Origin of the sequence: Ancylobacter moscoviensis (assembly GCF_007559435.1) — a bacterium.
GTDB lineage: Bacteria > Pseudomonadota > Alphaproteobacteria > Rhizobiales > Xanthobacteraceae > Ancylobacter > Ancylobacter moscoviensis.
Window position 1 is genome coordinate 405,973 of the sequence record NZ_VMBP01000004.1, and the last position, 26,429, is coordinate 432,401.

Annotated in this window: 26 protein-coding genes and 1 tRNA gene; 10 read left to right on the plus strand and 17 right to left on the minus strand. The window is 66.8% G+C overall.

Features of this window, described 5'->3' with window-relative positions:
• Positions 1-91: 91 nt before the first annotated feature.
• Positions 92-592, plus strand: a complete 501-nt coding sequence (locus FO470_RS14385; RefSeq protein ID WP_144343642.1) for a GNAT family N-acetyltransferase — start codon at positions 92-94, stop codon at positions 590-592.
• 27 nt (positions 593-619) lie between these two features.
• Here FO470_RS14385 and FO470_RS14390 read toward each other — a convergent pair whose 3' ends face one another.
• Positions 620-991 (minus strand): VOC family protein, encoded by a 372-nt coding sequence (locus tag FO470_RS14390; protein ID WP_144343643.1) that lies wholly within the window; start codon positions 989-991, stop codon positions 620-622.
• 99 nt (positions 992-1,090) lie between these two features.
• Here FO470_RS14390 and FO470_RS14395 point away from each other — a divergent pair, with 99 nt between their 5' ends.
• Positions 1,091-1,513, plus strand: a complete 423-nt coding sequence (locus FO470_RS14395; RefSeq protein WP_144343644.1) for a MarR family winged helix-turn-helix transcriptional regulator — start codon at positions 1,091-1,093, stop codon at positions 1,511-1,513.
• Between the two features lie 264 nt (positions 1,514-1,777).
• Positions 1,778-2,212: a lipid-binding SYLF domain-containing protein gene (locus tag FO470_RS14400; RefSeq protein WP_144343645.1), complete on the plus strand. Its 435-nt coding sequence runs from the start codon at positions 1,778-1,780 to the stop codon at positions 2,210-2,212.
• A 273-nt stretch (positions 2,213-2,485) separates the two neighbouring features.
• Here FO470_RS14400 and FO470_RS14405 read toward each other — a convergent pair whose 3' ends face one another.
• The 6 genes from FO470_RS14405 to FO470_RS14430 all read right to left on the minus strand — a co-directional run bounded on the left by FO470_RS14405 (position 2,486) and on the right by FO470_RS14430 (position 10,037).
• A complete protein-coding gene (locus FO470_RS14405) occupies positions 2,486-3,535 on the minus strand; it encodes an FAD-binding oxidoreductase (protein ID WP_144343646.1) in 1,050 nt (349 codons plus the stop codon).
• The gene (locus FO470_RS14410; RefSeq protein ID WP_144343647.1) at positions 3,535-4,776 is read right to left on the minus strand and encodes an aromatic ring-hydroxylating oxygenase subunit alpha; all 1,242 of its coding nucleotides are present in this window, start codon (positions 4,774-4,776) and stop codon (positions 3,535-3,537) included. The genes FO470_RS14405 and FO470_RS14410 overlap by 1 nt, the downstream gene beginning before the upstream one ends.
• A gap of 35 nt (positions 4,777-4,811) precedes the next feature.
• Positions 4,812-5,858, minus strand: a complete 1,047-nt coding sequence (locus FO470_RS14415; protein WP_144343648.1) for a GlxA family transcriptional regulator — start codon at positions 5,856-5,858, stop codon at positions 4,812-4,814.
• Between the two features lie 93 nt (positions 5,859-5,951).
• Entirely contained in the window at positions 5,952-7,127 is a 1,176-nt protein-coding gene (locus FO470_RS14420) for an NAD(P)/FAD-dependent oxidoreductase (RefSeq protein ID WP_144343649.1), read from the minus strand.
• A complete protein-coding gene (locus FO470_RS14425) occupies positions 7,114-8,703 on the minus strand; it encodes an FAD/NAD(P)-dependent oxidoreductase (protein ID WP_144343650.1) in 1,590 nt (529 codons plus the stop codon). The genes FO470_RS14420 and FO470_RS14425 overlap by 14 nt, the downstream gene beginning before the upstream one ends.
• Positions 8,700-10,037: an MmgE/PrpD family protein gene (locus FO470_RS14430; protein WP_144343651.1), complete on the minus strand. Its 1,338-nt coding sequence runs from the start codon at positions 10,035-10,037 to the stop codon at positions 8,700-8,702. The genes FO470_RS14425 and FO470_RS14430 overlap by 4 nt, the downstream gene beginning before the upstream one ends.
• Positions 10,038-10,362: 325 nt before the next feature.
• Between FO470_RS14430 and FO470_RS14435 the strand changes: the two genes are divergently transcribed.
• From FO470_RS14435 to FO470_RS14450, 4 genes are read left to right on the plus strand one after another with little or no spacing between them, the layout of a single operon-like run.
• A complete protein-coding gene (locus tag FO470_RS14435) occupies positions 10,363-11,016 on the plus strand; it encodes an ABC transporter permease (RefSeq protein WP_144343652.1) in 654 nt (217 codons plus the stop codon).
• A 12-nt stretch (positions 11,017-11,028) separates the two neighbouring features.
• Positions 11,029-12,135 carry an ABC transporter ATP-binding protein gene (locus FO470_RS14440; protein ID WP_144343653.1) on the plus strand — a complete coding sequence of 369 codons (1,107 nt, stop codon included), beginning with the start codon at positions 11,029-11,031 and terminating at the stop codon, positions 12,133-12,135.
• Positions 12,132-12,881, plus strand: a complete 750-nt coding sequence (locus FO470_RS14445; RefSeq protein WP_144343654.1) for an ABC transporter permease — start codon at positions 12,132-12,134, stop codon at positions 12,879-12,881. Before FO470_RS14440 ends, FO470_RS14445 begins: the two co-directional genes overlap by 4 nt.
• Positions 12,882-12,902: 21 nt before the next feature.
• Complete coding sequence (locus FO470_RS14450) at positions 12,903-13,784, plus strand: glycine betaine ABC transporter substrate-binding protein (protein WP_144343655.1); 882 nt, start codon at positions 12,903-12,905, stop codon at positions 13,782-13,784.
• Between the two features lie 154 nt (positions 13,785-13,938).
• Here FO470_RS14450 and FO470_RS14455 read toward each other — a convergent pair whose 3' ends face one another.
• From FO470_RS14455 to FO470_RS14485, 7 genes are all read right to left on the minus strand, one after another.
• On the minus strand, positions 13,939-14,730 hold the full coding sequence (locus FO470_RS14455) for a nitrilase-related carbon-nitrogen hydrolase (protein ID WP_144343656.1): 792 nt from the start codon (positions 14,728-14,730) through the stop codon (positions 13,939-13,941).
• 75 nt (positions 14,731-14,805) lie between these two features.
• Entirely contained in the window at positions 14,806-15,717 is a 912-nt protein-coding gene (locus FO470_RS14460) for an ABC transporter substrate-binding protein (RefSeq protein ID WP_186291969.1), read from the minus strand.
• A complete protein-coding gene (locus tag FO470_RS14465) occupies positions 15,714-17,774 on the minus strand; it encodes a CocE/NonD family hydrolase (RefSeq protein WP_144343658.1) in 2,061 nt (686 codons plus the stop codon). Before FO470_RS14465 ends, FO470_RS14460 begins: the two co-directional genes overlap by 4 nt.
• A gap of 10 nt (positions 17,775-17,784) precedes the next feature.
• Entirely contained in the window at positions 17,785-18,714 is a 930-nt protein-coding gene (locus tag FO470_RS14470) for an ABC transporter ATP-binding protein (protein ID WP_144343659.1), read from the minus strand.
• A gap of 10 nt (positions 18,715-18,724) precedes the next feature.
• Positions 18,725-19,354, minus strand: coding sequence for an ABC transporter permease (locus FO470_RS14475; protein WP_144343660.1), 630 nt, complete (start codon positions 19,352-19,354; stop codon positions 18,725-18,727).
• Positions 19,351-19,992 carry an ABC transporter permease gene (locus FO470_RS14480; RefSeq protein WP_144343661.1) on the minus strand — a complete coding sequence of 214 codons (642 nt, stop codon included), beginning with the start codon at positions 19,990-19,992 and terminating at the stop codon, positions 19,351-19,353. The genes FO470_RS14475 and FO470_RS14480 overlap by 4 nt, the downstream gene beginning before the upstream one ends.
• Positions 19,989-21,992 (minus strand): CocE/NonD family hydrolase, encoded by a 2,004-nt coding sequence (locus tag FO470_RS14485; protein ID WP_144343662.1) that lies wholly within the window; start codon positions 21,990-21,992, stop codon positions 19,989-19,991. The genes FO470_RS14480 and FO470_RS14485 overlap by 4 nt, the downstream gene beginning before the upstream one ends.
• Positions 21,993-22,173: 181 nt before the next feature.
• On the opposite strand from FO470_RS14485, the gene FO470_RS14490 reads away from it, so the two are divergent.
• Positions 22,174-22,413, plus strand: coding sequence for a hypothetical protein (locus FO470_RS14490; protein ID WP_144343663.1), 240 nt, complete (start codon positions 22,174-22,176; stop codon positions 22,411-22,413).
• A 123-nt stretch (positions 22,414-22,536) separates the two neighbouring features.
• On the opposite strand, the gene FO470_RS14495 is transcribed toward FO470_RS14490, so the two are convergent.
• Positions 22,537-23,610 carry an alpha/beta hydrolase gene (locus FO470_RS14495; RefSeq protein WP_210244924.1) on the minus strand — a complete coding sequence of 358 codons (1,074 nt, stop codon included), beginning with the start codon at positions 23,608-23,610 and terminating at the stop codon, positions 22,537-22,539.
• On the opposite strand from FO470_RS14495, the gene FO470_RS14500 reads away from it, so the two are divergent.
• Positions 23,596-24,528 carry a LysR family transcriptional regulator gene (locus tag FO470_RS14500; protein ID WP_144343664.1) on the plus strand — a complete coding sequence of 311 codons (933 nt, stop codon included), beginning with the start codon at positions 23,596-23,598 and terminating at the stop codon, positions 24,526-24,528. The genes FO470_RS14495 and FO470_RS14500 overlap by 15 nt on opposite strands.
• 76 nt (positions 24,529-24,604) lie before the next feature.
• Here the strand turns inward: FO470_RS14500 and FO470_RS14505 are convergent.
• Together FO470_RS14505 and FO470_RS14510 are read right to left on the minus strand one after the other, a co-directional pair.
• Positions 24,605-24,696: transfer RNA gene (locus FO470_RS14505), tRNA-Ser, on the minus strand.
• Between the two features lie 126 nt (positions 24,697-24,822).
• Positions 24,823-25,536: a glutathione S-transferase N-terminal domain-containing protein gene (locus FO470_RS14510; protein ID WP_144343665.1), complete on the minus strand. Its 714-nt coding sequence runs from the start codon at positions 25,534-25,536 to the stop codon at positions 24,823-24,825.
• A gap of 183 nt (positions 25,537-25,719) precedes the next feature.
• On the opposite strand from FO470_RS14510, the gene FO470_RS14515 reads away from it, so the two are divergent.
• A complete protein-coding gene (locus tag FO470_RS14515) occupies positions 25,720-26,418 on the plus strand; it encodes a hypothetical protein (RefSeq protein WP_144343666.1) in 699 nt (232 codons plus the stop codon).
• Positions 26,419-26,429 lie beyond the last annotated feature (11 nt).

Below are 26,429 nucleotides of genomic sequence, written 5' to 3' on the forward strand. Positions count from 1 at the left end.
AGAGCGATGCGGCGCGCTCGAAACAAGGCCGACCTTGTCAGCAGCACGCACTCGATTACCGTGCACGCCACCCGAGTTCAGAAAGCATGACATGTTGATCCGTAACGAAACCGCCGGCGATATCCCCGCAATCAGCCGGCTCGTCACCGAAGCGCTCCGGATGCTGGCGCAATCCACCGGAACCGAGGCGGGCATCGTTGAGAAACTTCGCGCGGAGGGCGGGCTCAGCCTCTCTCTCGTGGCCGAGGAGGACGGCGAGATCATCGGCTATCTCGCCGCCTCGCCAGCGCGAATCGGGACTCGGGATGGCTGGAGCCTGATCGGTCCGCTGGTCGTCTTGCCGTCGAGACATCGCGAGGGCATCGGCAGCGCCCTGATGACCGAGGCCCTGCGCCGGCTGCGGGCGACCAGCCGCGGCGCGGCGCTGGTGGGCGACCCCGCCTATTACGCCCGGTTCGGCTTTCGGGCGTTCCCGGGTCTGGGCGTGACTGGCTGTCCTCCCGAGGTGGTTCAGGCCCTGCCCTTCGACGGCACTGAGCCGCGCGGGGAGCTGATTCATCACCCGGCATTCGGCCTGAACCAGAAGGGTTGACCAAAGGCCCGGCCGCTTCATTCCCCCTCAGGATGGCGCGACCGTATGGGCCGTGATCGCGTAGCCGAACGGATCGCGGAACGCGAAATAGCGGCCGAACGGTCCATCCTTGGGCGCGAAGAGAATGGGCACGCCCTGCTCGATCAGATGGTCGTGCAGGGCGTCGGCGTCATCACAGCCGAACCAGACGGCAATGCCCTCACCGAGCTTGTCCGTATCTCCGAGGTCGACCACGGGGATGCGGACGGCGAACGGTATCGGCTTGGTGTCGAACACCACGGCTCCCGGAGGGCTCTTGGCGGCGACCTTCAGCCCCACGACGTCCGCGTAGAATTTCCGTGCCGCTTCGAGATCTTCGGCTTGGATACCGATGAAATCGGGTCCGATCAGATGGGGCATGATTGGGCTTTCCCTAGGCTACGCGAGCCGGTTAATATCAGGAGGCTGATACATAGTTATAAGGGCCCTTATATGTCAAGACGCAAGGTCCGCGCGCAGATGGACGATCCGTACGCGACGATCGGCTTTGCGTTGAAGCAGGCTCAACAGGCGCTTCGCACCCGGCTGGATGGCGGACTGCGTGAGATGGGGCTGACGACGCCCCAATATGCGGTGCTCGCCTTCCTGGAAGTCGAACCGGGTGCCTCGAACGCCGCGCTCGCGCGCCGCGCCTTCGTGACTCCGCAGACCATGCAGGCCATCCTGGTCGGGCTCGAGCGTTCCGGCTTTATCGCGCGGACACCCCATCCCGAACACGGGCGCGTTCAGACGACCGAACTGACGGCCCTCGGCCGTAGCACCCTCGAAGCCGCCTCCGGGATCGTGGCCGATGCGGAGACGCGGCTGCGGAACGCCGCGTCACCTCTTGATCCCCCGATGGTCACGGCACTGCTGCTACGCCTCGCGGAGGCACTCCGTTGAGCCGCTAACGCCGGATGCCCGGTTCTTGCCGAAAGCGGGCCCGTGACGCCGGCCGGAACGGCCAAATGGTTGCCGTGCACCGCATGCAGACTTACCCATGCCCCGACAGCCGCCGGAGTGGGAGGCGCACAGGCGGCATCAGCCTTGGAGCAACGAAAAGGCGTTCACGTCTCACGGTTGATTGTCGAGCAACCAAACGCCAGAGTGAGCGTTGTCTAGCGATGGGTAACATGCCGCATCACTCTCGTTTGGAAGGTATCGTCGATGAAAGTCTTGTCGGTACTACGGGGCGGGCTCCTCGCGCTATCAATGCTCATAAGCGCCGTATCGATGGCGAGCGCCGCCGACGGCTCAATCAGCATCCGGATCTTGAAGGCCGGATTCGTGGTCGGCGGATCGGCCGGAGACGGTGTGCTGACGTTTCAGGGCCGCAAATATCCGCTCTCGGTCGGGGGGCTGAGTTATGGCTTCACCTTCGGCGCTTCTGAGACGCGACTCCACGGAACGGTCAGAAATATCCGCCGTCCGTCGGACGTTTCAGGGGTCTATGCCCAGGGCGGTGCTGGCGCCGCCCTCGGAAAAGGCGCGCAAGTCGTCGTTCTAACTAACCAGAACGGCGCCATTTTGGAGCTGAGCGGCGAGCAAAAGGGCGTAATCGTCAGCCTTGACTTGAGCGGACTAGCTTTGTCGCTGAAGTGAGGAACTCCACGGAGTATCGGCGCCCTCGATGACTTCGCTCGCGTCTCGTCAGCCCGGCGACATCGCCCGCCGGTTCGGCTGTTCTGAGCGCTCGCTGCGTCAGATCGCGAGAAAATTAGCGTTCAGGAGACCACTCACAGCACAAGCATCACGATGCCGGTCGGCTCGTTAGGGCCAAGCTGCCCCTGAGACCCAAGCATATCTGGGCTCCGCAGACTCGGCTGATCGAACGGCATTTTTCCGTCGAACGCTCGACTCCCTCCCGCCCGACGATCATCTCCCGGTCGTCACCTCGACATCGCCTTTCAGACGTGAGCAACAGGCGAGGATGTAGCCCTGGCGCTCCTCCCGCGAGGTGATGCCCCCCTTGTGCGTCATCTCCACCTCGCCGTGAAGCTTCCTTACCCGGCAGGTGCCGCACATGCCTTCCTGACACCCGGTCGGGATGACGATGCCCCCGGCCCGCGCGGCGGCGAGCACCGTCGTGCCCGTGACGGTCGGGATCATCCGGCCGTCGAAGGTCAGCACCGGCCCCGCCGGTGCGGGCGACGCTCCATCCGAAACCGGGGCCGGGGCGTCCTGGTCCTGCGCCGCCTTCGGCGCGCCGAAGCTCTCGGTGTGGAAATGCGCCGCCTCACCGCCCTCGGCGTCGAAGATGCGCCCGATGGCCGCCATGAAGCCCGCCGGCCCGCAGCAGAACACCTCGCGGCGCGCGAGGTCCGGCACCATCAGCGCCATCATGCGACGGTCGATCACGCCGCGATAACCTGTCCAGCTCTGGCCTGCCGGCACGTCGGCGACGACGGTTACGATCCGCAGATTCGCCGTCTCCCGGTCCAGCGCGGCGAGCTCCTCGGCGAACAGAAAGTCCGCCGGCGCGCGCGCGGCGTGCAGGAAGACGACATCAACGCTCTCGCCGCGGTCAGCCAGCCAGCGCAGCATCGACATCATCGGGGTGATGCCGCTGCCGCCGGAGATCAGCGCGAAGGACGGTGCGTAGTGATGGGCGATAGAGAATTGCCCCACCGGGCCGCGCGCCTCGATCTCGACGCCGGGCCGCAGCGCCTCGTGCATCCAGCGCGTGGCGTGGCCGTTCGGTGCCGCCTTCACCGTGAGCTCGACCTCGGCCGGCCGCGTCGGCGAGGAGGCGATGGTGAAGGTGCGCCACGCGATCTCGTCCGGCAGCGGCAGGGCGAGCGTCAGCGCCTGCCCCGGCAGGTGCTTCAGCGGCCGGCCCTCGACATCGCGGAAGGCGAAGGTCACGACGTCGGCGGTCTCCTGCCGGCGGCCGACGCAGGCAAGGCGCATCTCGCGGGGCGACATTACTCGGCCGCCACCCGGAGGCTCGTGGCGCCCGGCGGCAGATGCTCGTGCATCGTCGTCGTATACCAGCGATTGAAGTCGAGGATCATGAACTCGCCCGCCGGCGAATAGGGGCCGGGCTCATAGGCGTCGGACTGCACGCCGAGGAAGTTCTGCTCGGCCAGCACCTGGTCCTGCTGGTTGGTGACCTGCCAGACCTCTGCGAGCCGGTTCACGTCGTAGTCCCAGCCCTCGACGGCGTCCTCGTGCACCAGCCAGGTGGTGCGCACCTCGGTCTCCATCGGGCCGCGCGGCAGCACACGGAAATGGATGATGTGGTCCGAGAGGAAGTGGTTCCAGTTGTTCGGCACATGGAACATGCGCACCGAGCCGAGGTCACGCTCCGTGAGGTCGCCGACCAGCTTCTTGCAGGCCGGTCTGCCGTCCATGGTCATCGAGGTCACACCCTCATTGAACGGCAGGCGGATGCAGCGGAACTCGATGCCGCCCTGCGCCGGCTGGTGCGGCAGGCCGAGTGCGTCCCATTCCTCGCCCTTGCGCTTCATGAGGTCGCCGAACCAGTGGGTGCGGGTGTCGTTCGGCAGCGCCGCCTCAACCAGCGACACCAGAAGCTCCGGATGGTTGCCGGCGCAGTGGTAGCACTCGCGGTTGTTCTCGATGACCAGCTTCCAGTTGGCCTTCTCGATCAGCACCGACTCGAACGCGACCTTGGTGCGCGCCGGCTGGTGCGGGGCGATGTAGGGCGTCACCGTCTGCTTGAAATAGTCGAGGTCCGGCGGCGTCTGTGCGAGGCAGATATAGATGAGGCCGGACACGTTGGCGACGTGCACGGGCTTCAGCGAATAGCGCTTGGGATCGAAGTCGTCCGGCATCTGTGTCGCGGCGAGCAGCTTGCCGTCGAGATCGTAGGTCCACTGGTGATAGGGGCAGACCAGCCGCCCGACCGTGCCCTTGTGCTCCTGGCAGATGCGCGAGCCGCGGTGCCGGCAGGTATTGTGCCAAGCCTGCACCTCGCCATTGTCGTCGCGCACGATGATGATCGAGTTGCGGCCGATCTCGAGGGTGAGATAGTCGCCGGGCTCCTTCACCTCGCATTCGTTGCAGGCGAATAGCCACTGCGTGCCGAAGATGGCCTTCATCTCCATCTCGAACACGTCGGCATCGTAATAGAGCGGGCCCGGCAGGCTGAAGCCCGCCCGGTACTGCGCCATCAGCTCGGACACTTTATCAATCGCGCTCATCGGTCGGCTCCCGGCATTCGACGCAGGCGATTATTCTATTGTTTCGCCTGCGGGTCCGTCCCGAATGCGACGGCGGGTGAAAGGGAGGCGACGTCGGCGAGCTGGCCGAGCTGCCGCCGGCCGGCGCGTTCGCGCAGCTCGCTCGGGCGCATGCCGTAGATTCGCTTGAACCACTGGCCGAGATGCGAGGTCGAGGCGAAGCCGACGGTGACGGCGATCTCCAGGATCGGCTGGCTGGTGTAGATCAGCAATTCGCGCGCGCGGTCGACGCGCAGCGACAGGTAGTAGCGCGCCGGCGTCACGCCGAGATGCTGGTTGAACAGGCGTTCGAGCTGGCGGGCGCTGAGATCGGCCGCCTGCGCCAGCTCGCCGACGCTGACGGGGGTTTCCAGGTTCTTCTGCATCGTCTGCACGGTGCGCTGGAGCGCCGCCGGCAGGCTGCCGACGCGCCGCAGCCGGCCGCCGCGCTGCTCGTCATTGGCATCGCGGATGCGCTCGTGGTGGAACTGGTTGGCGACGCGCTGGGCGAGGTCCGGGTCGTAGCGGTCGGCGATGACGTGCAGCATCATGTCCATCGCCGCGGTGCCGCCCGAGCAGGTCATCCGGTCGCGGTCGATCTCATAGATCTTGCCGGTGGCGATCACCTTCGGGAAGTCCTCCTCGAAGGCGGCGCCGTTCTCCCAGTGGATGGTACAGCGATAGCCGTCGAGCAGGCCGGCCCAGGCGAGCAGATAGCTGCCGGTCGACAGCGAGCCGACCGCGATGCCGCGCCGCGCCGCGTTGCGCAGCACGGCGAGATAACGCTTTACGTCCGTCGGGGCGATCCGCATGCCGCCGCAGACGAAGAGGGCGTGCGCCCCGTCCAGCGCCTGCTCGACCGACAGCGCATCGAGCCGGATGCCGTTGGAGGCGACGACGGGCTCGCCGTCGATGCTGCACAGCCGCCAGCGGAACGCTTCGCGGCCGATGAGCCTGTTGGCCGAGCGCAGGGGCTCGATGGCCGAGGACAGGCTCATCATCGAGAGATTTTCGATCAGCAGGAAGCTGAAGGTGATCGGCTCGGCGAGCGAGTCGTAGAACATGCCGGCACCAACAGGGAAAATGGTGCCTTTAGAATGGCTCGAAAACATCAAGAAAGCAACGAAAGCGACATGCGCACGACGTATATGTGATCCTCACGACGCCATGGCCATGGGTTGCCAGCCCTGCAGCGCCGCCCAGTCGGGCTCCAGCCGGGCGAAGCGCGCCAGGCGCAGTGTCGACAGGTCGGCGAAAGAGCAGGCGCCGTCGGTCACCAGTTGCTGGATGGCGTGGCCTGTCGCTGGCGACAGGCCGAAGCCGACGCCGGACAGCGTGGCGACGGTCAGGTTGTCCCAGCCTTCCGGCCGGTCGATCACCGGCCGCCCGTCGGGCGTATTCTCGATCAGTCCCGCCCACGAGCGGATGATCTTCGCATGGCCGGCGAGTGGCAGCAGTTCCGCCACCCGCTTGGCGATGCTCTGCATCAGTGGCGTGGACGGCCGCGCGCCGCCCGGCAGTTGTTCGGTCTCCACCCATTCATGCGGGCCACCGCCATAGGCGAGGTTGCCGCGCAGCGTCTGTCGGCCGTAGAGGCCGTTGCCGTCGACGCCGCCGAGCGGCATCAGCGGCAGCGCCTCGGTGACGATCATCTCGGCCCGCGCCACCTTCATCGGGATGTCGAGGCCGAGCATGGCGGCGAGCGGCCCGGTCTGCGGGCCGGCCGCGAGGACGAGATGATCGCAGCCGAAGTTCCCCTTGTCGGTCTCCACCGCGACCACCTTACCGCCATCGGCCGCAAAGCCGGTGACGGCAGTGTGCTGCATGATCCGCCCGCCAAGGTCCTGCAACCCCCACGCATAGCCCTGCACGGTCCGGTGCGGATTAGCGTGGCCGCCGAAATGGTAGTAATGGCCGGCGAACACGTTGTCGCCAGCGAGCGGCACCAGCTCACGCACCTGCTTCGCGTCGATCTCGTCGATGAGGAAGCCCTGGTGGCGGGCGTTCACCACGGCACGGCTGTAGAGCGCAAGCTGCTTCTCGTTGAGCGCGATGCGGATGCGGTTCGGCTGGAACTCGGTCGGGTAGCCGAGCAGTTCGTCCATCAGCGGCCAGAGCCGCTGCTCCTCGGCGAAAAGCGGCGAGTGATGATGCGAGCAGCCGCCGCCATTGCGGCCGGAGGCCTCCCAGCCGACGATGCCTTTCTCGATGACGAGCACGTCAACGCCGGCGCGTGCCAGCCACCAGGCGGCGCTGAGCCCCGTCACCCCGCCGCCGACCACGACGACGGACGCGCCCCGACCCTCGGGCTCCCTGATCTCACTCGCTGGCATGCGGCTTTTCCACGGCTAGGCTGGCTACGGTGTACTCGTCGTCCACGTCCCAGAACGGCACCCACTGGCGCGGCATTCCGAACCAGGAATCCCACTGCTCGCCGAAGGCCGGATCCTCGTTCTTCGGCGCCGCCGCAGCGAGGGTGAGCGGACGGACCGGGGCTCGATAGCCGGCGAGCGGCACGGCGCCGAGCGGCACGGCAGATTGCAGGGCAAGCAACGCCTGCACCTGCTCGCGGCAGCGCCGGCCCTGGCACGGCCCCATGCCGGCGCGGGTGAGCCGCTTGATCTGGTCGGGATTGGGCGGTCCTTCGCCGAGGATCGCGGCGAGCGTGCGCTCGCGATTGTCGGCGGCCTGCCAGTTGAGATAGCGGGGTGGCCGCACTTCGAGAATCTCGCGCGCGGTGACCTCCTCGCACTGGCAGACATAGGGTTCGCCGACGGCCTCGATGATGCTCGCGCGTACCCAGTCCTTGCGGTAGGCGCCAATGTCATAGGCCGCTTCGCCCGGGGGCGGCGCCGGCGCGGTCCCTTCACCGACCACCCCCAGAGATGCGGCGACGGCCGCGACCGCGTGGCGGGCCTCGGCCTCGGCGACGGTCGCGTCGCGGCTCTTGGCCGGCCAGATGCCGGCACAGTCGCCCACCGCCTGGATCACCTCGACGCTGGTGCGTCCGTCGGCATCGAGCAGCGGCGTGTAGCCGCCACGCTCGGCCTGGAAGGCGAGCCGGCAGCCGGCTGCGTCGAGGAGGTCGACCATCGGCACCGCGCCGATGCCGAGCACGATGAGGTCGCAGAGGATGGTGCCCGAGCGGGTCACGGCACCGGAGACGCCGTTGAGGTCGGCCTCGACGGCACGCACCACCTCGCCGCAGTGAATGTCGATGCCGGCCGCGCGGAGCTGCACGACAAGATCGGCCGGGCCGACGGGCTCGGCCGCCTGCTCGATGATCGCCGCCACGGTGACGCCGCTCTCGCGCAGGGTGAGCGCTGCCAGCAGCGCCTCGGCGGTCGAGCCGAGCACCACAGCGCGGCTGCCGTCGAGCGCGCCATAGCGTGTCGCCAGCTGCACCGCTGCCGACGCGCCCATCACGCCGGGCTGCTCCCAGCCGGGAAAGGCAAGGCCCATGTCACGCCGTCCGGTGGCGACGATGGCGCGTTCGAAGCTGACGAGGTGCGTGCCGTTCTCCTCGTCGGCAAGGCCAGCGAGCGGGGCCGGCATCCAGCCGAGATTGGCGCCGTTAGCGTAGAGCCCCCAGCACGCCGTGCCGAGGCGCACGTCGACGCCGAGCTCGAAGGCGTCGGCGATGGCAGGCGCGCTCTCCAGCATCGCCTCCATCATGGCGTTGCGGTTGCGCGCGGCGCCGCCGACGCGGCCACCGAAATGCAGCGGCACGCTCTCGCCCATGGTCTCGAACGGCACGGGATTCTCGTCGATCAGCACCACCGAGAGGCCACGCTGCGCGCCCTCGATCGCCGCGGCGAGACCGGCCGGGCCAGCGCCGATGACGAGGAGCTGGGCGTGACCTTCGACGGCGAGTTTCTTGTCGGCGACGGAACGGTAGTCGACCGTCATGCGGCCGCTCCGATCGGCTCCAGCACCAGCTCGGCGAGGTCCGCCGCCGGCGTGCCGGTGCCCATGCCGGTGACCAGTGCCTCGATGGCCTGCCGGCGATTGTCGCCGAGCTCGCCGGCCAGCCCCCGATACTTGGCGGAGATTTCCGCGTCGGACAGAGGATTGGCCGGTCCGCCATGCGCCTGCGTCCATTCCGAGGTGAAACGGCGCCCGTCCTTCGTGCCGAGGGAGACGACGGCGAAGCGCTCGGCGGGGAAGCGGGCGCAGATCGCCGGATCCTCGACGAGGCGGATGGAGGAGGAGAGGTCCAGCACCTCGGCATCCTTCAGTCCGGCGCCGGTGATCTCGTCGGCGCCGATGCGCCCGCGCAGGATCATCGCGGCGAGCGGGAACGGCAAGCTGTACTGCGCCTCCTCCGTCGTGGCGGGACGGGCGGAGGCGAGGCGCACCGCCTCGGCGAAGGAGCGCACCTCGACATCGGCGATGTCCGTGCCGGTCAGGCCGTGCGCCGCCATCAGGTCGCGCGCCGCCTGCACCGCCGGCTGGGCCCAGCGGCAGACCGGATAGGGCTTGAAATACTGTTCGAGGATGTACCAGCGCGAGCCGAGGTCGCCCCACAGCGCCTGCTGCTCGGGCGCCTCCAGCGTCAGCGCGGGCGCGCCGGTGAAGCCGTCGGCGGCGAGATAGGCGGCGGAGACGCCGACCAGCGCGCCCCAGCCCGAGCCGTCCTTCAGCATGGTGGGATAATCGATGCAGCGCATCATCTGGCTGCGCGGGCCGTGATATTCGGCCGTGCCGAGCGCCTCGCGGGTCTGCGCCGACGAGAGCTTCATCAGCCGGGCGCCGAGCGCGGCGCAGGCAAGCGAGTTCCACGCGCCGGAGGTGTGGTAGTCGCAGGCGCTGGCGTGCAGCGCGATGCCGGCGCGGGTGGCGATCTCGTAGCCGATGACGATGGAGGTCAGCACCTCGCGGTCGTCCAGCGCCAGGTCCTCCGCCTCCCAGAAGGCGAGCAGCGCGGGCAGGATGGCGACGCCGGCATGGCCCTTTGTCAGGACATGGCCGTCATGGGCGTCGAAAGAATCGATCAGCGAGGCGCCGGCATAGGCCGCGCCCACCGGTGAGACGCGCCTGCCATCGAAGATCATGCGCGCCCCGCGCCCCTCGCCCGCGCCGAACTGGCGGGCGGCGTGATTGGTGACGATCCGCGCCAGGTCGGTGCGCCGCCCGCTCGCGGCGACGCCGACGAGGTCGAGCAGACATCGGCGCGCGAGCGCTGCGACTGGAGCCGGCAGATCGGAATAACGCAGATCGTGGATGAAGTTCTGGACGTTCATGCTGTCGCCTTTGGACGGCGGGCCATCGATGCGAAGCTAAGGCCCGGCTTGTGCCAATCCTTGCAGCGAGCGCGCGCTTTGCACCCTCGGCTTTGCGACGAGCGGGATCAGAAACGCGACACCGTGCGCCACCCTCCGCTCCCTCAGCCCCAAACCAGGCACGCCCATTCTCCAGGCAGAATTCATCGGCGGAAACCGGCCGATGTCGGAATCCTTTTTCACGGTGTCGAAAATTCCACGAAACCGCGCCGTCCCCCGTGCATGAGTAGAGACGTTGGAGCATCGGGCTCACTCGGAAACGGGATCGGCAACAGGGACTCGTCGTTTGGAGACGCTGAATTTCGCCATTGCCAACTGGCCGCAGATTCTTGCTCGCGGGTGGGAGCACATCTCGCTCGTCGGCGTGTCGGTGAGCATCGCCGTGTTCACCGGCGTGCCCATCGGCATCCTCATCACGCAGAGCCGCGTCGCCGCCGACCGCGTGCTCTATGCCGCGGCCATCATCATGACGATCCCGTCCATCGCCTTCTTCGGGCTGCTCATCCCGGTGCTCTCGCCGATCGGCCACGGCATCGGCTACCTGCCCGCGGTGATCGCGCTGATCTTCTATTCGCAGCTGCCGATCATCCGGAACACCTATGCTGCCATCATGAACATCGACCCGGCGCTGCGCGAGGCCGCGCGCGGCATGGGGATGACGGCGTTCCGGCGCCTGCGCGAGGTCGAGCTGCCCATCGCACTGCCGGTCATCGTCAACGGCGTACGCAACGCCGTGGTGCTGAACATCGCGATCGCTACCATCGCGACCTATATCGGCGCCGGCGGCCTCGGCGTCTTCATCTCGCGCGGCATCTCGCAGACCGACCCGCGCCAGCTCATCACCGGCGCCGTCGCGGTCAGCGTGCTCGCCATCATCGCCGATCTCGGCCTCCTCCTGCTGCAGCGACGGCTCACCCCCGTCGGCCTGCGCCAACCGTAACGTCGGGGCGACATGATCCGGCTGAAGAACCTCACCAAGATCTATGGCGGCATCACCGCCGTCGACAATGTCAGCATAGAAGTCGGCGCCGGCGAGGTTTGCGTGCTGCTCGGCCCTTCCGGCTGCGGCAAGACCACGACGATGAAGATGATCAACCGCCTGATCGAGCCGTCGGGCGGGCGCATCTTCATCGGCGGCAAGGACGTGACCGAGGTCGACCCGGTGCAGCTGCGCCGCTCCATCGGCTACGTCATCCAGCAGATTGGCCTTTTCCCCAACAAGACCGTCGAGGACAATATCTGCGTCGTCCCCGACATGCTCGGCCAGGATCGCAAGACCTCGCGCAAGCGCGCCGCCGAGCTGCTTGAGATGGTCAATCTCGAGCCCGCAGCTTACGCCAAGCGCTACCCGAAGGAACTCTCCGGAGGTCAGCAACAGCGCGTCGGCGTCATCCGCGCGCTGGCGGCCGACCCGCCAGTGCTGCTCATGGACGAGCCCTTCGGCGCCATCGATCCGATCAACCGCGAGGTGATCCAGGACGAGTTCATGAAGCTGCAGGCGGCGATGAAGAAGACCGTGATCTTCGTGAGCCACGACATCGACGAGGCGGTGAAGATGGCCTCGCGCATTGCCATCTTCCGCTCCGGGCGGCTCATCCAGTACGACACGCCGGACAATATCCTCGCCCATCCCGTCGACAGCTTCGTGGCCGACTTCGTCGGCCACGACCGCACGCTGAAGCGCCTGCGGCTGATCACCGTGCGCGACGCCATGGCTACCGAGCCTCCGCGTGTGACGCCGGACGACGACGTCGACACCGCCGTCGCGCTCATGAAGCGGCACGGCCACGTCTCGGTGGTGATGGTCGGCCCGCAGGGCAAGGTGCTCGGCTTCGTGCGGCTGGAGGCCCTGCACGGCAAGCGCGGGCGGGTCGGGGAGCACTACGAGAAGCTAACCAGTGTCGTGCATGTCGACGACAATCTGCGCAACGCGGTGTCGCAGATGTTCGCTAACGACCAGTCCTGGCTCGCCTGCGTCAGCACTGAGGGCGTCTACCAAGGCTATATCACCCAGCGCAGCATTACCCATCTGTTGGGCGCCACCTACCGGGATCGATGATGGTGGAGGCGCATAGACATCAGGCGCGGGCGCTGGCAGCGCTGTGGCGGGTCGCCACCCTTGCCCTCGTCTTCACGCTCGGCGTGTGGGCGAGCACGAGCGGCACGCTGGGCGCGATGATGCAGTATCGCGAGGACATCGCCTTCCTCACCGTGCAGCATCTCGAGCTGGTGGCGATCTCCGGCGGGATCGCCATCGCCACCGGCATCCCCATCGGCATATTGTTGGCGCGCCGCAGCCTCGGCCTGTTCGGACCGGTGCTGACGCAACTCATCAATCTCGGCACCACCGTCCCTACCCTCGCCATCCTGGCGCTGGCGATGACGGTGCTAGGGCTCGGCGCACCGCCGGCGATCTTCGGCCTCGCGGTGCTCACCTTACTGCCCATCGTGCTCAACACCGTGGCCGGGTTGCGCGCCGTGCCGCCGGCTCTGATCGAGGCGGCGCGAGGAATGGGCATGACCAACCTGCAAATCCTGCTGCAGGTCGAGATCCCCAACGCGCTCTTCGTCATCGCCGCCGGCATCCGCACGGCGCTCGCCATCAATGTCGGCACCGTGCCGCTCGCCTTCCTGATCGGCGGCGGCGGGCTCGGCGAGCTGATCTTCACTGGCATCGACCTGATGGACACCGGCCTGCTGCTCGCCGGCGCGATCCCGACCGCCCTGCTTGCCGTGGCGGTCGATTTCATCGCCGGACAGTTGCAGTTCTGGTTGGTGCCGCGCGGCGTCAACCCCTTGAGATAACAACATCCAGAGGAGAAGAAGATGCGTTTCCTGAAGACCGCGGCCGTTGCCGCCGCCTTCCTCGGCGTGGTGAGCGCTGCCAGCGCCACTACCGTCGTGGTCGGCGGCAAGAACTACACCGAGCAACAGCTGATGTCGGAGATGACGGCCCAGTTGCTCAAGGCCAAGGGCTTCAACGTCGACAAGCGCACCGGCCTCGGCACCGCGCCGCTGCGTCAGGCACAGGAGAACGGCCAAATCGACGTCTATTGGGAATACACCGGCACCTCGCTGATCACCTTCAACAAGGTGACCGACAAGCTCGATGCTGCCGCGACCTACGCCAAGGTGAAGGAGCTCGACACGCCCAAAGGCCTCGTCTGGCTCAATCCGTCCAAGGCGAACAACACCTATTCCTTCGCCATGCGCGCGGCCGACGCCAGGGCCAAGGGCATCACCTCGATCTCCGACCTCGCGGCCAAGATCAACGGCGGCGAAAAACTGAGCTTCGGCTCCAACGCAGAATTCTACGCCCGTCCCGACGGGTTGAAGCCGCTGGAGGAGAGCTATGGCTTCACCTTCGGCCGCGACAACGTCAAGCGCATGGACACCGGCATCGTCTACCAGGCCCTGAAGGATGGCCAGGTCGATGTCGGCCTGGTCTTCGCGACCGACGGGCGTATCCCTGCCTTCGACTTCGTGGTGCTGAAGGACGACAAGGGTTATTTCCCGACCTATGCGATGACCCCGGTCATCCGCAAGGCGGTGCTCGACGCCAACCCGCAGCTCGCCGAGATTCTCAACGGCCTCTCCGCCAAGCTGGACGATCAGACCATGGCCAAGCTGAACGCTTCTATCGACGTCGACAAGAAGACGGTCGAGGAAGTGGCAGCCGGCTTCCTGAAGCAGCAGGGGCTGATCTGAGGATCGCTTCGCGGATCAGCTTCATCCTGAGGTGCGAGCGTGGCGAGCCTCGAAGGAGATCGCTCAAACGCACCAGGACGAGCATCCTCGGAGGCCCGGCCTCTGGTCGAGCACCTTAGGATGGAGCGAGCCGGGAAAGCGGGATGGCTGGGCGTTACCCGAGCCGGTAGAGGTCCGAACGGCGATCGGCGAGATAATTGTGCCCCACCCGCCAGGCATGGACGGTGGCGGGCTTCACCTCGGCCTCGATCAGCGCCGGACCTTCCGCCGGTGCGGCGGCGAGCACCGACCCGTCCGGTGCGGTAATGCGGCTCATGCCGATGAAGTTGAACCCCGCGTCAAGGCCGACGACATTGGCATAGACAACGTGGCAGCCATTCTCATAGCCGCGCGCCGGCACCAGCACCTCCGGCACCACGCGGTAGGGATGGCTGGTGGCGCTGATGACGATCAGCGTGTCCGCACCGCGCAGCACGAGGTCGCGGGCCGCCTCGGCGAATTCGAGGTCGTAGCAGATCAACAAACCCAGCTTCAGCCCGCCCCACTCCATCACCGTCGATGGCGTGCCGGGCGAGAACAGGCTCTTCTCGTGCGGCCCCCAAAGATTGACCTTGCGATAATTGCCGCGGATCGCCCCGTCCGAACCGATGGCGATGGCGGAATTGTAGCGCACGCCGTCCCCCTCCTCGGCATAGCCGGCGATGAAGCCCTTCCCTGCGCGGCGGGCGAGGTCCTGCACACGCTCGATGAAGGGGGAGTGTTGCGCTACGGCGAGACGGCGGACTCGCTCGGCGTCGCCATAGCCGCACAGAGCGAGCTCCGGTAGCACGATGAGCTCGGCGGCAGGTGCACCGGCGATAGACTGCTCCAGCAGGGCGATCGCCGCGTCATGGCTTTCCGGCGCCGTTCCCGTCTGGGCGACCGCGATGCGCAGGCTGTCCGTCATGGTAACCTCTCAAGACAGAAGACCGGGATCTCTCGACCCCGGCCCAATCAGTTCAGGCACTTGCCGGAGCCCGCTTCACTTAGGGATGAAACCCTTCTCCTTCAGATAGGTCTCGGCGACCTTCTCGACGTCGATGCCGTCAATGTCCGCCATGCCGTTCAGCTTGATCTGGGTCTCGGTGTCGAGCGAGTTGGTCACCGCCTCGATGGCCGGGCCGATCTCGGGGTGCTTGGCGAGCACGTCGTCGCGCACGGTGATGGCGGCGTTGTAGGCCGGGAAGAACAGCTTGTCGTCGTCGAGCACGGCGAGGCCGACCTTGCCGATGCGCGCATCGGTGGCGAAGGCGACGATCACGTCGACCGAGCCGCTATCGACCGCGGTGTACATCAGGCCGATCTCCATCGGCTTGATCGAGCCGAACTTGAAGCCGTAATGCTTGCTCATGCCGGGATAGCCGTCGAGCGGGCGTGCGGCGAACTCGACCGAGGAGCCCAGCGTCCACTTCGGCGCCTGCGGGGCAAGGTCGGAAATGATCTTGATGTTCAGTTCCTTGGCCTTGTCCGCCTTCAGCGCCAGCGCATAGGTGTTGTTGAAGCTGGTCGGCGACAGCCAGGTGATCTTGTACTGGTCTTTGTAGCCGTCGCGGACCACCTCGAATGCCTTTTTGGGGTCGGTGATCGGGTCCTTCTTCAGGACGTTGGCCAGCGCGTCGCCGGTATAGTCCGGCAGCACGTCGATAGCGCCGGAGATGATCGCCTGCTGGGCGATGCCGGTGCCGCCGAGATTGGGGAAGCGCTCGACCGGCAGGCCAAGCTTCTTCTCGATGACCAGCGCGGCCATGATGCCGAGCATGGCCTGCTCGGTGATGTTGGGCCAGCCGATCTTGATGGCGTCGGCGGCCTGCGCCTTGGGCAGCGAGACGGCGGTGAAGGCGAGCGTGGCCGCAGCGGCGGCGCACACGGCACGGCGGGTGAAGAGCCTGGTCATGTATTCTGTTCCTCTGGATATGCGACGCTGTTTTCCGCGTCGTGGTTGAGACTGCTTTCCCTGGGAATTCTCACGTCCCATGTTCTTGTCCTGGCGAGGGTGTCGCCCTCGAAGAGGTCGAGCCGCGCGGTGAGGCGGAAGCTCTCGGCGTCGCCGGTCATCCGGGCGACGCTCTCGGTGCGGACCGACCAGTCGCCGCGCGCCATGGTCATGGTCCAGCCGGTCTCAATGCGGGCGGAGAGCGGATCGCCGGCCTCGACCTCGTAGGTCTCGTCGTTGATCCGGCCAACGACCATGCCGCTCGACTCGATCAGTTCGTCGCCATAGTCGAGGCGCACATGCATGCGGCGGGTGCCGGAGACGAGCTCGCTCGACAATTCGCGGCGGAAGCTGCCGGCGCGCAGAGTCGTGCGCGGCTCCGGCGGCGGCGCCTGCGGCGGCTCCATGCCGGGCAGGAAGCGCGAGGCGGCCCCCGGCTGCCATGTCGGCAGGTCGAGCCGGCTGGCACCGGCGATGAGGCTCAGCGTCGCCGGCTCCGGCGCCGGCCAGGCGGTCGGCCAGTAGGAGGTGGAGACGGCGACACGGATGCGGTGCCCGGCCTTGAAGCGATGGGCGATGTCGTTGAGCGCAATGTCGACCGCATAGCGGCGGCCCGGCTCCAGCGCGACGAAGCGTTCATGGCCTTCGATATGGTTGAGGTTGAGCAGGCCGTAGCTCACCCGCGACGAGGCGCCGTCGGGGGCGACGTCGTTCAGCCGCACCGCCACCATGGCACGGGGCCGGTCGGTCGAGAGCTCAAGGTGAACGACCGGCTGGCCGATGGCAGAAAGGTCCGCTTCGAGCGGCGGCGTGTCGAAGCAGAGCGAGCGGGCGTCATCCTCGCGCTGGTCGGTCGGCTGGTCGGCGCCGACGCCATAGGCGCACCATTCCCCTGCGCCGAAGCCATTGTCGAGCGGGCTCAGATGCCTCAGCTCGACCTCGTCGCCCCGTGCCGGCTCAAGCCTGCCAACGCCGAGATAAAGCCGGCGCCCGATGGTCTCGGCCGAGGGCCAGCTCTCGAATCCCACCCAGCGCCCGGGGCGCTCGACATGGATGGGCTCCGCGGGAAGCTCGTCCTGCAGCCACACCCGCAACGCCGGAAGCTGGTCGACGGCATTGGCGATGCCCTTCAGCCAGCGGTCCCACCAGCGCAGGCACTCGCGGAGGAAGTCGATCTGCGGGCCGGGCACGGCGAGATGGGGGTAGTCGTGCCCCCAAGGCCCGATCAGCCCCTTCGCCACGCCGGGAAGGCCGGCGACGAGGCGCGGGACGGCGTTGGTGTAGGAATCCGACCAGCCGCCGACGGCCAGCACCGGCACCTCGATGCGGGAAAAATCCTCACAGACCGAACCGTGTTGCCAATAGGGGTCGCGCAGCGGATGACGGGCCCATTCGGCGATGAAGAGCTGCGCGTTGTCGACCCGCTCCAGCCACATGTCGCGCCAGCGCTCACCGACGACCTCCGGGTCCGGCGGCCGGGAGAGGTCGGCGAAGAAGGTCTGTGACCAGGTGAGGTTGGCGCTGAGCGGGCAGCCGCCCATGTAGTGGACGTCGTCGGCGTAGCGGTCGTCGGTCGAGCCGACGGTGATGATGGCCTTGAGCTGCGGCGGGCGCAGAGCGGCAATCTGCAATGAGTTGAAGCCGCCCCAGGAGATGCCCATCATGCCGATCCGGCCATCGCACCAGGGCTGGGCGGCGATCCATTCCAGCGCGGCCAGCGCGTCCGCCTGCTCCTGCGGCGTATATTCGTCCGCCAGCAGCCCCTCGGAATCGCCAGAGCCGCGAATGTCGATGCGCACGGCCGCATAGCCGTGTCCGGCGAAGAAGGGATGCACCCGCGCGTCCCGCGCGGACATGCCGTCGGACTTGCGGTAGGGGATGTATTCGACGATCGCCGGCACCGGCCCGTCATGGCCGGCCGGCAGCCACAGCCGGGCCGCGAGGCGCACACCATCCGGCATCGGAATCCAGACGTTCCGATGGCATTCGACCTCATGGGAGGCTGCGGACTGCTGCATCCTCGCCTCCTCAGCCTATGCTCGCGCGCAGCAAGTCGCGTATATGAAGGCTGCCGCCGCCCTCGACCGCCAGCGCGTCGCGCCCGGTGTCGAGCATGCGCAGGAACGCCGTTTCCAGCGTCGCCTCGCGGCCGACGGCCGGGGCCTCCCCCGGCGCGGCGTCCTCGCTCATGACCGAAGCGACAGGGAGCGTGCTGAGCAGCTTCACCAACCGGTCGTGGCCGATCAACTCGGCGACGAAGGCGTCCTTCGGATGGCGCAATATGTCGACCGGCGGCTCGTGCTGGACGAGCCTTCCGGCGCGCAGTACCGCGACCTTGTCGCCGAGCCGGATCGCCTCGTCCATGTCGTGGGTAACGATGACGATGGTCTTGCGCACCTTGCTCTGGATCGCCAGCAACTCATCCTGGATGCGCACGCGGGTGATGGGATCGAGCGCACCGAAGGGCTCGTCCATCAAAAGCACCGGCGGATCGGCGGCGAGTGCGCGGGCGACGCCGACGCGCTGCTGCTGGCCGCCCGACAGGCTGCGCGGATAGCGCGCGCGGTGCTCGGGCGGGAGACCGACGAGGGCGAGCAGTTCGTCGATCCGGGCGTCTATGCGCGCCTTGTTCCAGCCGAGCAGCTTGGGAACGATGGCGATGTTCTCGGCGACGCTCATATGCGGGAACAGCCCGACATACTGGATGACGTAACCGATCATCCGGCGAAGCTCTTTCAGCGGCATGTGCGAAATGGGAGCGTCGCCGAGATAGATCTCGCCGCTCGACGGCTCGATCAGACGGTTGATCATCTTCATCGTCGTCGTCTTGCCGCAACCGGACGGCCCGACGAGAGCGAGGATGCTGCCGGCCTCGATGGTCAGCGACAGGCGGTCGACCGCCGGCGGCGTTCCGGGGAACTCCTTCGTGACATCGCGGAACTCGACCTGGAGCGCCATGGCGCGCCTCCTATGATACGCGCCGGCTGGCGAGACGTTCCAGCCCGAACAGCAGGTAGTTGACAGTGACGGCGAGCAGCGCGGTGAGGCCGGAGCCGATGATCAGCGGTGTCGTATCCATGCGGGAAATGCCCTGCAGGATCAGGGTGCCGAGGCTGTCGACGCCGATATAGGCGGTGAGGGTCAACACCGAGACGAGCATCACCGCCGAGATGCGCACGCCGGCAATGACGATGGGCAGCACGGCCGGCACCTCCACCCGCAGGAGGATCTGCGCCGGCGACATGCCCATGCCGCGGGCAGCCTCCAGCATGCGCGGATCGATCGAGGCGAAGCCGCTCGTCGTGTTGCGCAGAATCGGCAGCACGCCCTTGACGAAGAGCGGGATCAGCGCGCCCGAAATGCCGATGCCGAGCAGCGGGATCGACAGCGCCAGCAGCACGATCTCGGGGCAGGCCTGCAGCACATTGACCACCGGCACGATCAGCGTGCCGAGCCCCTTGAAACGGTGCACCAGCGTGCCGAGGGCGACGCCGATCACGATGGCGGCGGCGAGCGCGATAGCGAACAGGATGACGTGCTGCTCGAGCAGATAGAGGATGTTGTCGCCGAAGACCTCGACATATTCGGTGAAGCTCATGGCGCGGCCACCTCGCGGGAGCGGGAGAGGCGCTGCTCGGCGAGCTTCAGGAGGAAATCGGCGCCGAGCGCCATGACCAGCACCGGCACCGAGCCGGCGATGACGAGGTTCCACGACATGATGGAGATGCCGCGGAAGATCAGGTCGCCGAGGCCGCCGGCGGCGATGAGCGAGGCGAGCGTGACCATGCCGATGGCGTTGACCACCGCCACCCGCAGCCCGGCAAAGATCACCGGCAGGGCGAGCGGCAGCTCGACCCGGAACAAGCGGGTGAGGCGGCCCATGCCCATGCCGACCGCGACCTCGCGCAGATTGGGGTCGATATTGGCGAGGCCAGTATAGGTGTTCTGCACCACCGGCAGCAGCGAATAGAGCACCACAGCCACGATGGCGGGGATGACGCCGATGCCCAGCAGAGGGATCATCAGCCCGAACAGGGCGAGCGTCGGCACGGTGTAGATGATGCTGACCGTGTTGAGTACCAGCGCCGCCGCCAGCCGGTTCATGTGGCTGAGCACGCCGAGCGGCAGGCCGATGCCGAGCGCGAGCCCGACCGCCATCAGCGACAGCCGCAAATGCCACCAGGAAACGGCGAGGATGTCCTCCCAGCGGGTGGCGAGGAAGTCGTAGAGGCTCATCGGCCCGCGCTCCCCGGCTCCGCGCTCCCGGGTGCGCCGGCGCGCGGCGTCTCGACGGTCCACTGGCGGGCGAAGATGCGCTCGCCATGGTCGTAGGCGTCGTATTCAGCGTGGAGCCGCCAGCCGGTCGGCGTTGCGGTCAGCGTGCTGCGGGTCTCGATGCACGCGTGCCAGTCGCCACGGATGAACTCGGCCTTGCGATAGGCGAAGGAAGAGGCGGCCGAGGGATCGTCGCGCAGCGTCGCATAGGTCTCGCTGCCCAGCGCCCGCAGTTCCAGCCCGGTCTCGGCGATGCGGATGGCGCCGAGATTACGCACCACCTCGACGGTGGTGCGGCCGGTCGCGACCTCCTGGGCGATCCTCAGGCGGCCGCGCGCCGGCGCCTCGACCACCAGCGTCTCCAGCGGCGGCGGCGACCAGGCCCCGCCCAGATCGGGGGCAGCAGCCCCCTCCCCGCGCCGGACCGGCAGGCTGAGGGAGCCCGCCTCCAGCGTCACCGCCGCCGCGACCGGCAGCGGCATGGTGAGCGGCCAATACTGTGTGGAGACGGCGAGCCGCAGCCGGTGCCCGGCGGGAATGCGATAGCCGCTGACCTTCAGCGGCACTGTCACCTCGACGCTCTCGCCGGGAACGAGCGGCTTGCCGGCCGCGAAGCCGCCGCGATGGGCGAGGTTGATCAGGCCATAGGTGACGCGGGCGCTGGTGCCATCCGGCGCGACGGTGTTGAGCCGGACGGCGAGGACCGCCTCCGGCCGGTCCACCTTGAGGTTCAGTGTCACTTCCGGGCGGCCGAGGATTTCGATTGCCGCATCGAGGGGCGCGCTGTCGAAGCAGGCCGAGCCGGCATCGTCCTCGCGCTGGTCGCCCGGCATGTCGGGGCCCCAGCCATAGGGGCACCATTCGCCCGAGGCGAGGCCGACCGTTGCCGGCGACTTCACCGTTACGGCGAAGGGTGCTCTCTCCTCGCCCAGCCCGTCTGGAGAGAGGTAGAGCGTATGGGGCGCCACGTTGGCGCTCGGCCACTGCGCCTCCGCCACCCAGTGGCCCTGCCGCACGTCATATTGCGGCTTCGGCGGCTCGTAGTCCTGCATCCAGGCGGTAAGCATCGGCTCCGCCTCGATGCCATTGTCGATGTCCTTCATCCAGCGATCGAACCAGCGGGTGGCAACGCCGATGAAGTCAAAAGCAGGGCCGGGCGTCGCGACATGCGAATAGGCGTGGCCGTTCGGCCCGATCACGCCCTTGCGCGGCCCCGAAAGATTGGACAACAGCCGGTGCACCGCATTGGTGTAGCCGTCGGCCCAGCCGCCGACAGCCAGCACCGGCACCTCGATACGGGAATAGTCCTCGCAGACCGAGCCGCTTTGCCAGTAGGCGTCGCGATCGGCATGGCGCATCCAGCGTGCGGCCGGCGGCTCGCTGATCGCCTCCATGCGAGCGAGCCACATTTCGCGCCAGCTTGTCCCCACGATCTCCGGGTCCGGCGGGGGCGCCAGCCAGGTGAACAGAGTCGAGCCGTACTGCAGATTGTCGTTCAGCAGCGCCCCGCCCATGTAGTGCATGTCGTCGGCGAAACGGTCGTCCGAGCCGCAGACGGTGACGATTGCCTTCAGTGCCGGCGGTCGCGTGGCAGCGATTTGCAGCGCATTGAAGGCGCTCCAGGAAAGCCCGATCAGGCCGACGGCACCGGAGCACCAGGGCTGCTGCGCAATCCAGGCGATCACCTCATTGGCGTCGGCCCATTCCTGCGGCGTGTATTCGTCATCCATCGTGCCGTCGGAATCGCCGGCCCCGCGCATGTCCACCCGGATGGCCGCGTAGCCGGCGGCGGCGAGGCCTGGATGCAGGATGGCGTCGTCGCCGCGATGGCGGTCTCGGCGGCGATAGGGCAGATATTCGAGGACGGCCGGCACCGGCCCTGCGCTCTCTGGCAACCACAGCCGCGCCGCGAGCCGGCAGCCATCTTTGAGGACGATCCAGACAGTCTCTTCAGCAGGCATGGCGTCCTTCGGTATCGCGCGGAATACCGCCACTGATACACGCCGTGCCGCCCGGCCAAGCCACGTATCCGACTTCCCGCGTCAGATTGACGACAGATCGGGACGGGCCGAAGCACCCCGCAGGCGACGTGCCGCGGAAGGAAGCGGTGCTGGTCGAAGGTCAGCTCGTGGAGGTCAAGAAATGAACATCCACACCACTCCCGCCCGTGCCGTCGACCAGATCGACCTGGAGAACGCAATCGAGCGCACCCGACACGCCGTTGGTCTGGTGCGACTGGCGCTGACCTACTTGCGATCAAACGATGCCGAAATTCCGCGGGCGTTTCGACAAGCCGCGTGTGATCAAACCAGTTCGTTAGTGCAATTCTGCGGTTATGACGCCCGTGCGGCCAAAGCCAGAAAATCGCAAAAAACTCAATAAATCAACGGTATTGGCGGGCCGAAAGCGATGAATCGGAGAACTACCTCTACGCCCTGTCCCTCTAAATCCTTCTCTAATGCAGGTGCGGCACGGGAAGCTCCCGCGCCGCACCTGCGTCTGGCCTCAGGCCATGTGCTCGCGGAACCAGTCGGCGGCATGGCCGACGGTCCGGTCTACAACATCAGGCTGTTCGTAATACTGGAAGTGATTGGTCCCATTCTCCCAGAGCAGCTTCTTGTCCTTGGTCGGGATGGAGTCGAAGTGCCGGCGTGCCGCTGCCGGGTTCATGCACATGTCCGAGTGGATGATGAGGGCCGGCTTGTCGAGCTTCGCCACGCCGGGCACGGTCGTATAGTCGAAATGGTCGAGGTCGCTCATGACGGCATAGCGGTTCTCCCAACCCCTCAGCGTCCAGGGGCCGTACCAGCTCCAGACCAGCGGCCCCGGCAGCCCTGCCTCCGAACCGGCCTTGCGGTCACCGAGTTCCGGCGCGACGAGCGGACGATAGATCACCTCGCCTGTTGCTTCGTAGCGCGCCTTCGCGTCGCGCGCGCGTACGAGGCGGGCCGCAAGCAGCGCCTCCAGTTCCTCGGTCGTGGGGGCGGTCGCCTTGTCGAACGGGTTTTCCGCCACGCCGGCTGCGATCATGAACAGGTCGGTCTCGCGGTCGCGATAGTATCCCGTCACGGAGGCGACGGCCTTGATGCGATCATCATAGGAGGCGATGTCGAGCATCTCCGGTCCGCCTTGGCAGATGCCGAGACCGAAGACGCCGTCGGGATCGACATCCGGACGGGTCAACAGATAGTCAAGCGCCGAGACGGCATCCTCGTTCTTCATCTTGGGATTCTCAAGCCGGCGTGGCGTACCGCTGCTCTCGCCGACAGTGCGCGGATCGAAGGCGAGCGCCAGAAAGCCCTCATCGGCCAGTCGCGTTGCATAATAGGTTGGGGCCTGTTCCTTTTCGAAGGAGTAGGGTCCGAGCAGAACGACGGCCGGGAACGGGCCATTTCCCTTCGGACGATAGACGACCCCGACGAGGTTTTCGCCATGCGACGGGAATGCGACTTTCTCGGCGGTGTAGTTGCCATGCTTGGCCATCGTGACGTTCTCCTTTTCCGAGTGCCGCGAAGCTAACCACCCTTGATTGTCTGAACAATCTCGCCAATTCTTGATAACGAGATGAACGACATTCACCAATCGAAATCCGGCGATCTGTTCGCGCTCAGCGTGTTCCTGGCGGTCGCGAACCACCGCAGCTTTCGCGCGGCATCGGTCGAGCTCAACGTCACCCGGTCGGCGGTCAGCCACTCGGTGAAGAGCCTCGAACAGCGCCTCGGCGTGCGCCTGTTCAATCGAACGACGCGCAGCGTCTCATTGACCGAGGCGGGCGAGCGGCTCGCTGCCAAACTCCGCCCGGCCATGTCATCGATTACGGAAGCGCTGCAGGAGGTCGACGATTTTCGCGGCACGCCCAGCGGGACGGTCCGGATCAACGCCAGCGACGTGGCGATCCGCATGGTCCTGCGGCCGCTGCTCGCCCGGTTTCACAAGGCCTATCCGGAGGTCCATCTCGATATCGTCACGGATGGAAGGCTGGGAGACATCGTCGCTGAGGGCTTCGATGCCGGCATTCGTCTGGCCGAAGCCGTGCCGCAGGACATGATCGCGGTCCGCATTATCGATACCGTCCGTTTCGCAGCGGTCGCCTCGCCCAGCTATCTCAAGACCCATGGTCGTCTAACCGTGCCCCAAGACCTGTACCGGCATGATTGCATCCGCTTTCGCTTCGAAAGTGGAGCGATTTATCGCTGGGAATTCGAGCGTCATGGCATCGCGGAGACCATCAACGTCACCGGGCCGCTCACGCTGACGGACCAGGTCCTGATGGTGGAGGCCGCGATCGACAGTATCGGGATTGCTTTCGTTCCCGACTTTCTTGTCGCCGAAGCGCTACGGGAGCATCAGCTTGAGCGCGTGCTGGACGAATGGTGCCCGGCGTTTCCGGGAGTATGCCTCTACTACCCCGGCCGCCGTCACGTCTCGCCCGGCCTGCGGGCACTGATCGAAACGATCAAAACAAACGGCAGGACGTGCGAGAACCTCTCCGCTTAGGCCAGCCGCCACAACTGGATATCTCATTGATAATCAAGGAGATACCCTATCAATTTGTACGGTAATCGGCGGCAAATGGCGGAGACGGAGGGATTCGAACCCTCGAGACCCTTTTGGGGGTCTGCTCATTTAGCAAACGAGTGCCTTCAGCCTCTCGGCCACGTCTCCAGCCGGCCCCGTGCCCCCCTGCGGCGGCTGCGGTTTCAAGCCGGCGACCTGTCTAGGTTTCCGCCGCCCCCCGGTCAAGGCCGAATGCGCAGACGGTCCACCGATCGCCACGCGGGCATGCACCGTTCAGGGGCGCGCGCGCTGGCCGAACAGCACGCTCTGCGCCTGCTGGTCGGTGGCAATGTCGATCTTCGTGCGGTCCTCGGCGTTCAGCGCGAGGCCGCGCTTGACCGCCGGCCGCGCCAGCACCCGCTCCAGCCAGGCGGCGAAATGCGGGAACTCGGCGATGTCCTGCCCCTGCCGCTCCCACAGCTTCGCCCAACCGACGCAGGCGATGTCGGCGATGGAGTAATCCCCCGCCAGGAACGGTCGGTCGGCAAGACGCCGGTTCATCACGCCATAGAGCCGGTGCACCTCGTTGGTGTAGCGCTCGATGGCGTAGGGGATCTTCTCCGGCGCGTAGATGCGGAAATGATGCGCCTGCCCGGCCATCGGCCCGAGACCGGACATCTGCCAGAACAGCCACTGGTCGACCTCGATCCGCCCGCGCTCATCGGCGGGGTAGAACAGGCCGGTCTTGCGGCCGAGATACTGGAGGATGGCCCCCGATTCGAAGATCGAGATCGGCTTTCCGTCCGGCCCCTCGGGATCGACGATGGCGGGCATCTTGTTGTTGGGCGAGATGGCGAGGAAGTCCGGCTTGAACTGGTCGCCCCGGCCGATATTCACCGGAATCACTTCATAGGGGAGGCCGCACTCCTCCAGCATGATGGCGATCTTCCAGCCATTCGGCGTGGGCCAGTAATAGAGCTGGATCGGGCGGGTCTGGAGCTGGGCCATGGAATGAGTGCCTTCGCATCGCCCGTCGCGGGCGGTTCCCCACCAGAACTAGAGCCGCCCTTGGATGCTGGCAAGCGACCGCCCCCCTGCCGGCGTCTCGCCCCGCTCGCATCGTCCGGCCGAACCGGATAGATTCGACCGTCGGCCGCGAGCCGTGCCCGAACCAGAGATGAGATACGCATCGTGAAACGGACTGCCCCGCTCCGCCTTCTCATTCCCGCCATGCTCGTCGCCATGACGGCAGGGGCACTGGCGCAGAGCGCTCCCTCGCCCGCCAAGGTCTGCGCGGACCGCTGGAACGAGATGAAGGCGAAGAACCAGACCGGCGACCAGACCTATCGCGACTTCTCCCAGAAGTGTCTGGTGGATGTCGGCGGCAAAGCGGCCAAAACCGATTCCGGCAAGACGGACTCCGGGAAGGCTGATTCCGGGAAATCGGATTCGGGAGCGAGGACCGCGACCCCGGCCGCCGATTCGGCGCCGAAGCGCACGACCCCGACCGGACCCAACGCCACCGCCGCGCAGCCGACGATCAAGCAGTGCGCCGACCGCTGGAACGAGATGAAGGCGAAGAACCAGACGGGCAACCAGACCTATCGCGACTTCGCGCAGCAGTGCCTCGCCGGCTCGCCCGCCGCGATCAAGGAAGACGCCGCGCCGAAGAGCGAGGGCAAGGACGGCGCCGCCAAGCCGCGCACCTCCGTTCCGTCCGTCTCCTCGCGCCAGACCTCCGAGGCCGCCGGGCGCAAGAGCAAGGATTCCGACGAGAACGACCGCGAGGCCCTGAACCGCTGCAATTCCGAATGGCAGGACTACAAGGCCAAGAACAGCCTCTCCGGCGCCAAGGCCTGGCACGTCTTCATGGCGCGCTGCCTGCCGTGAGAGGCGGCATC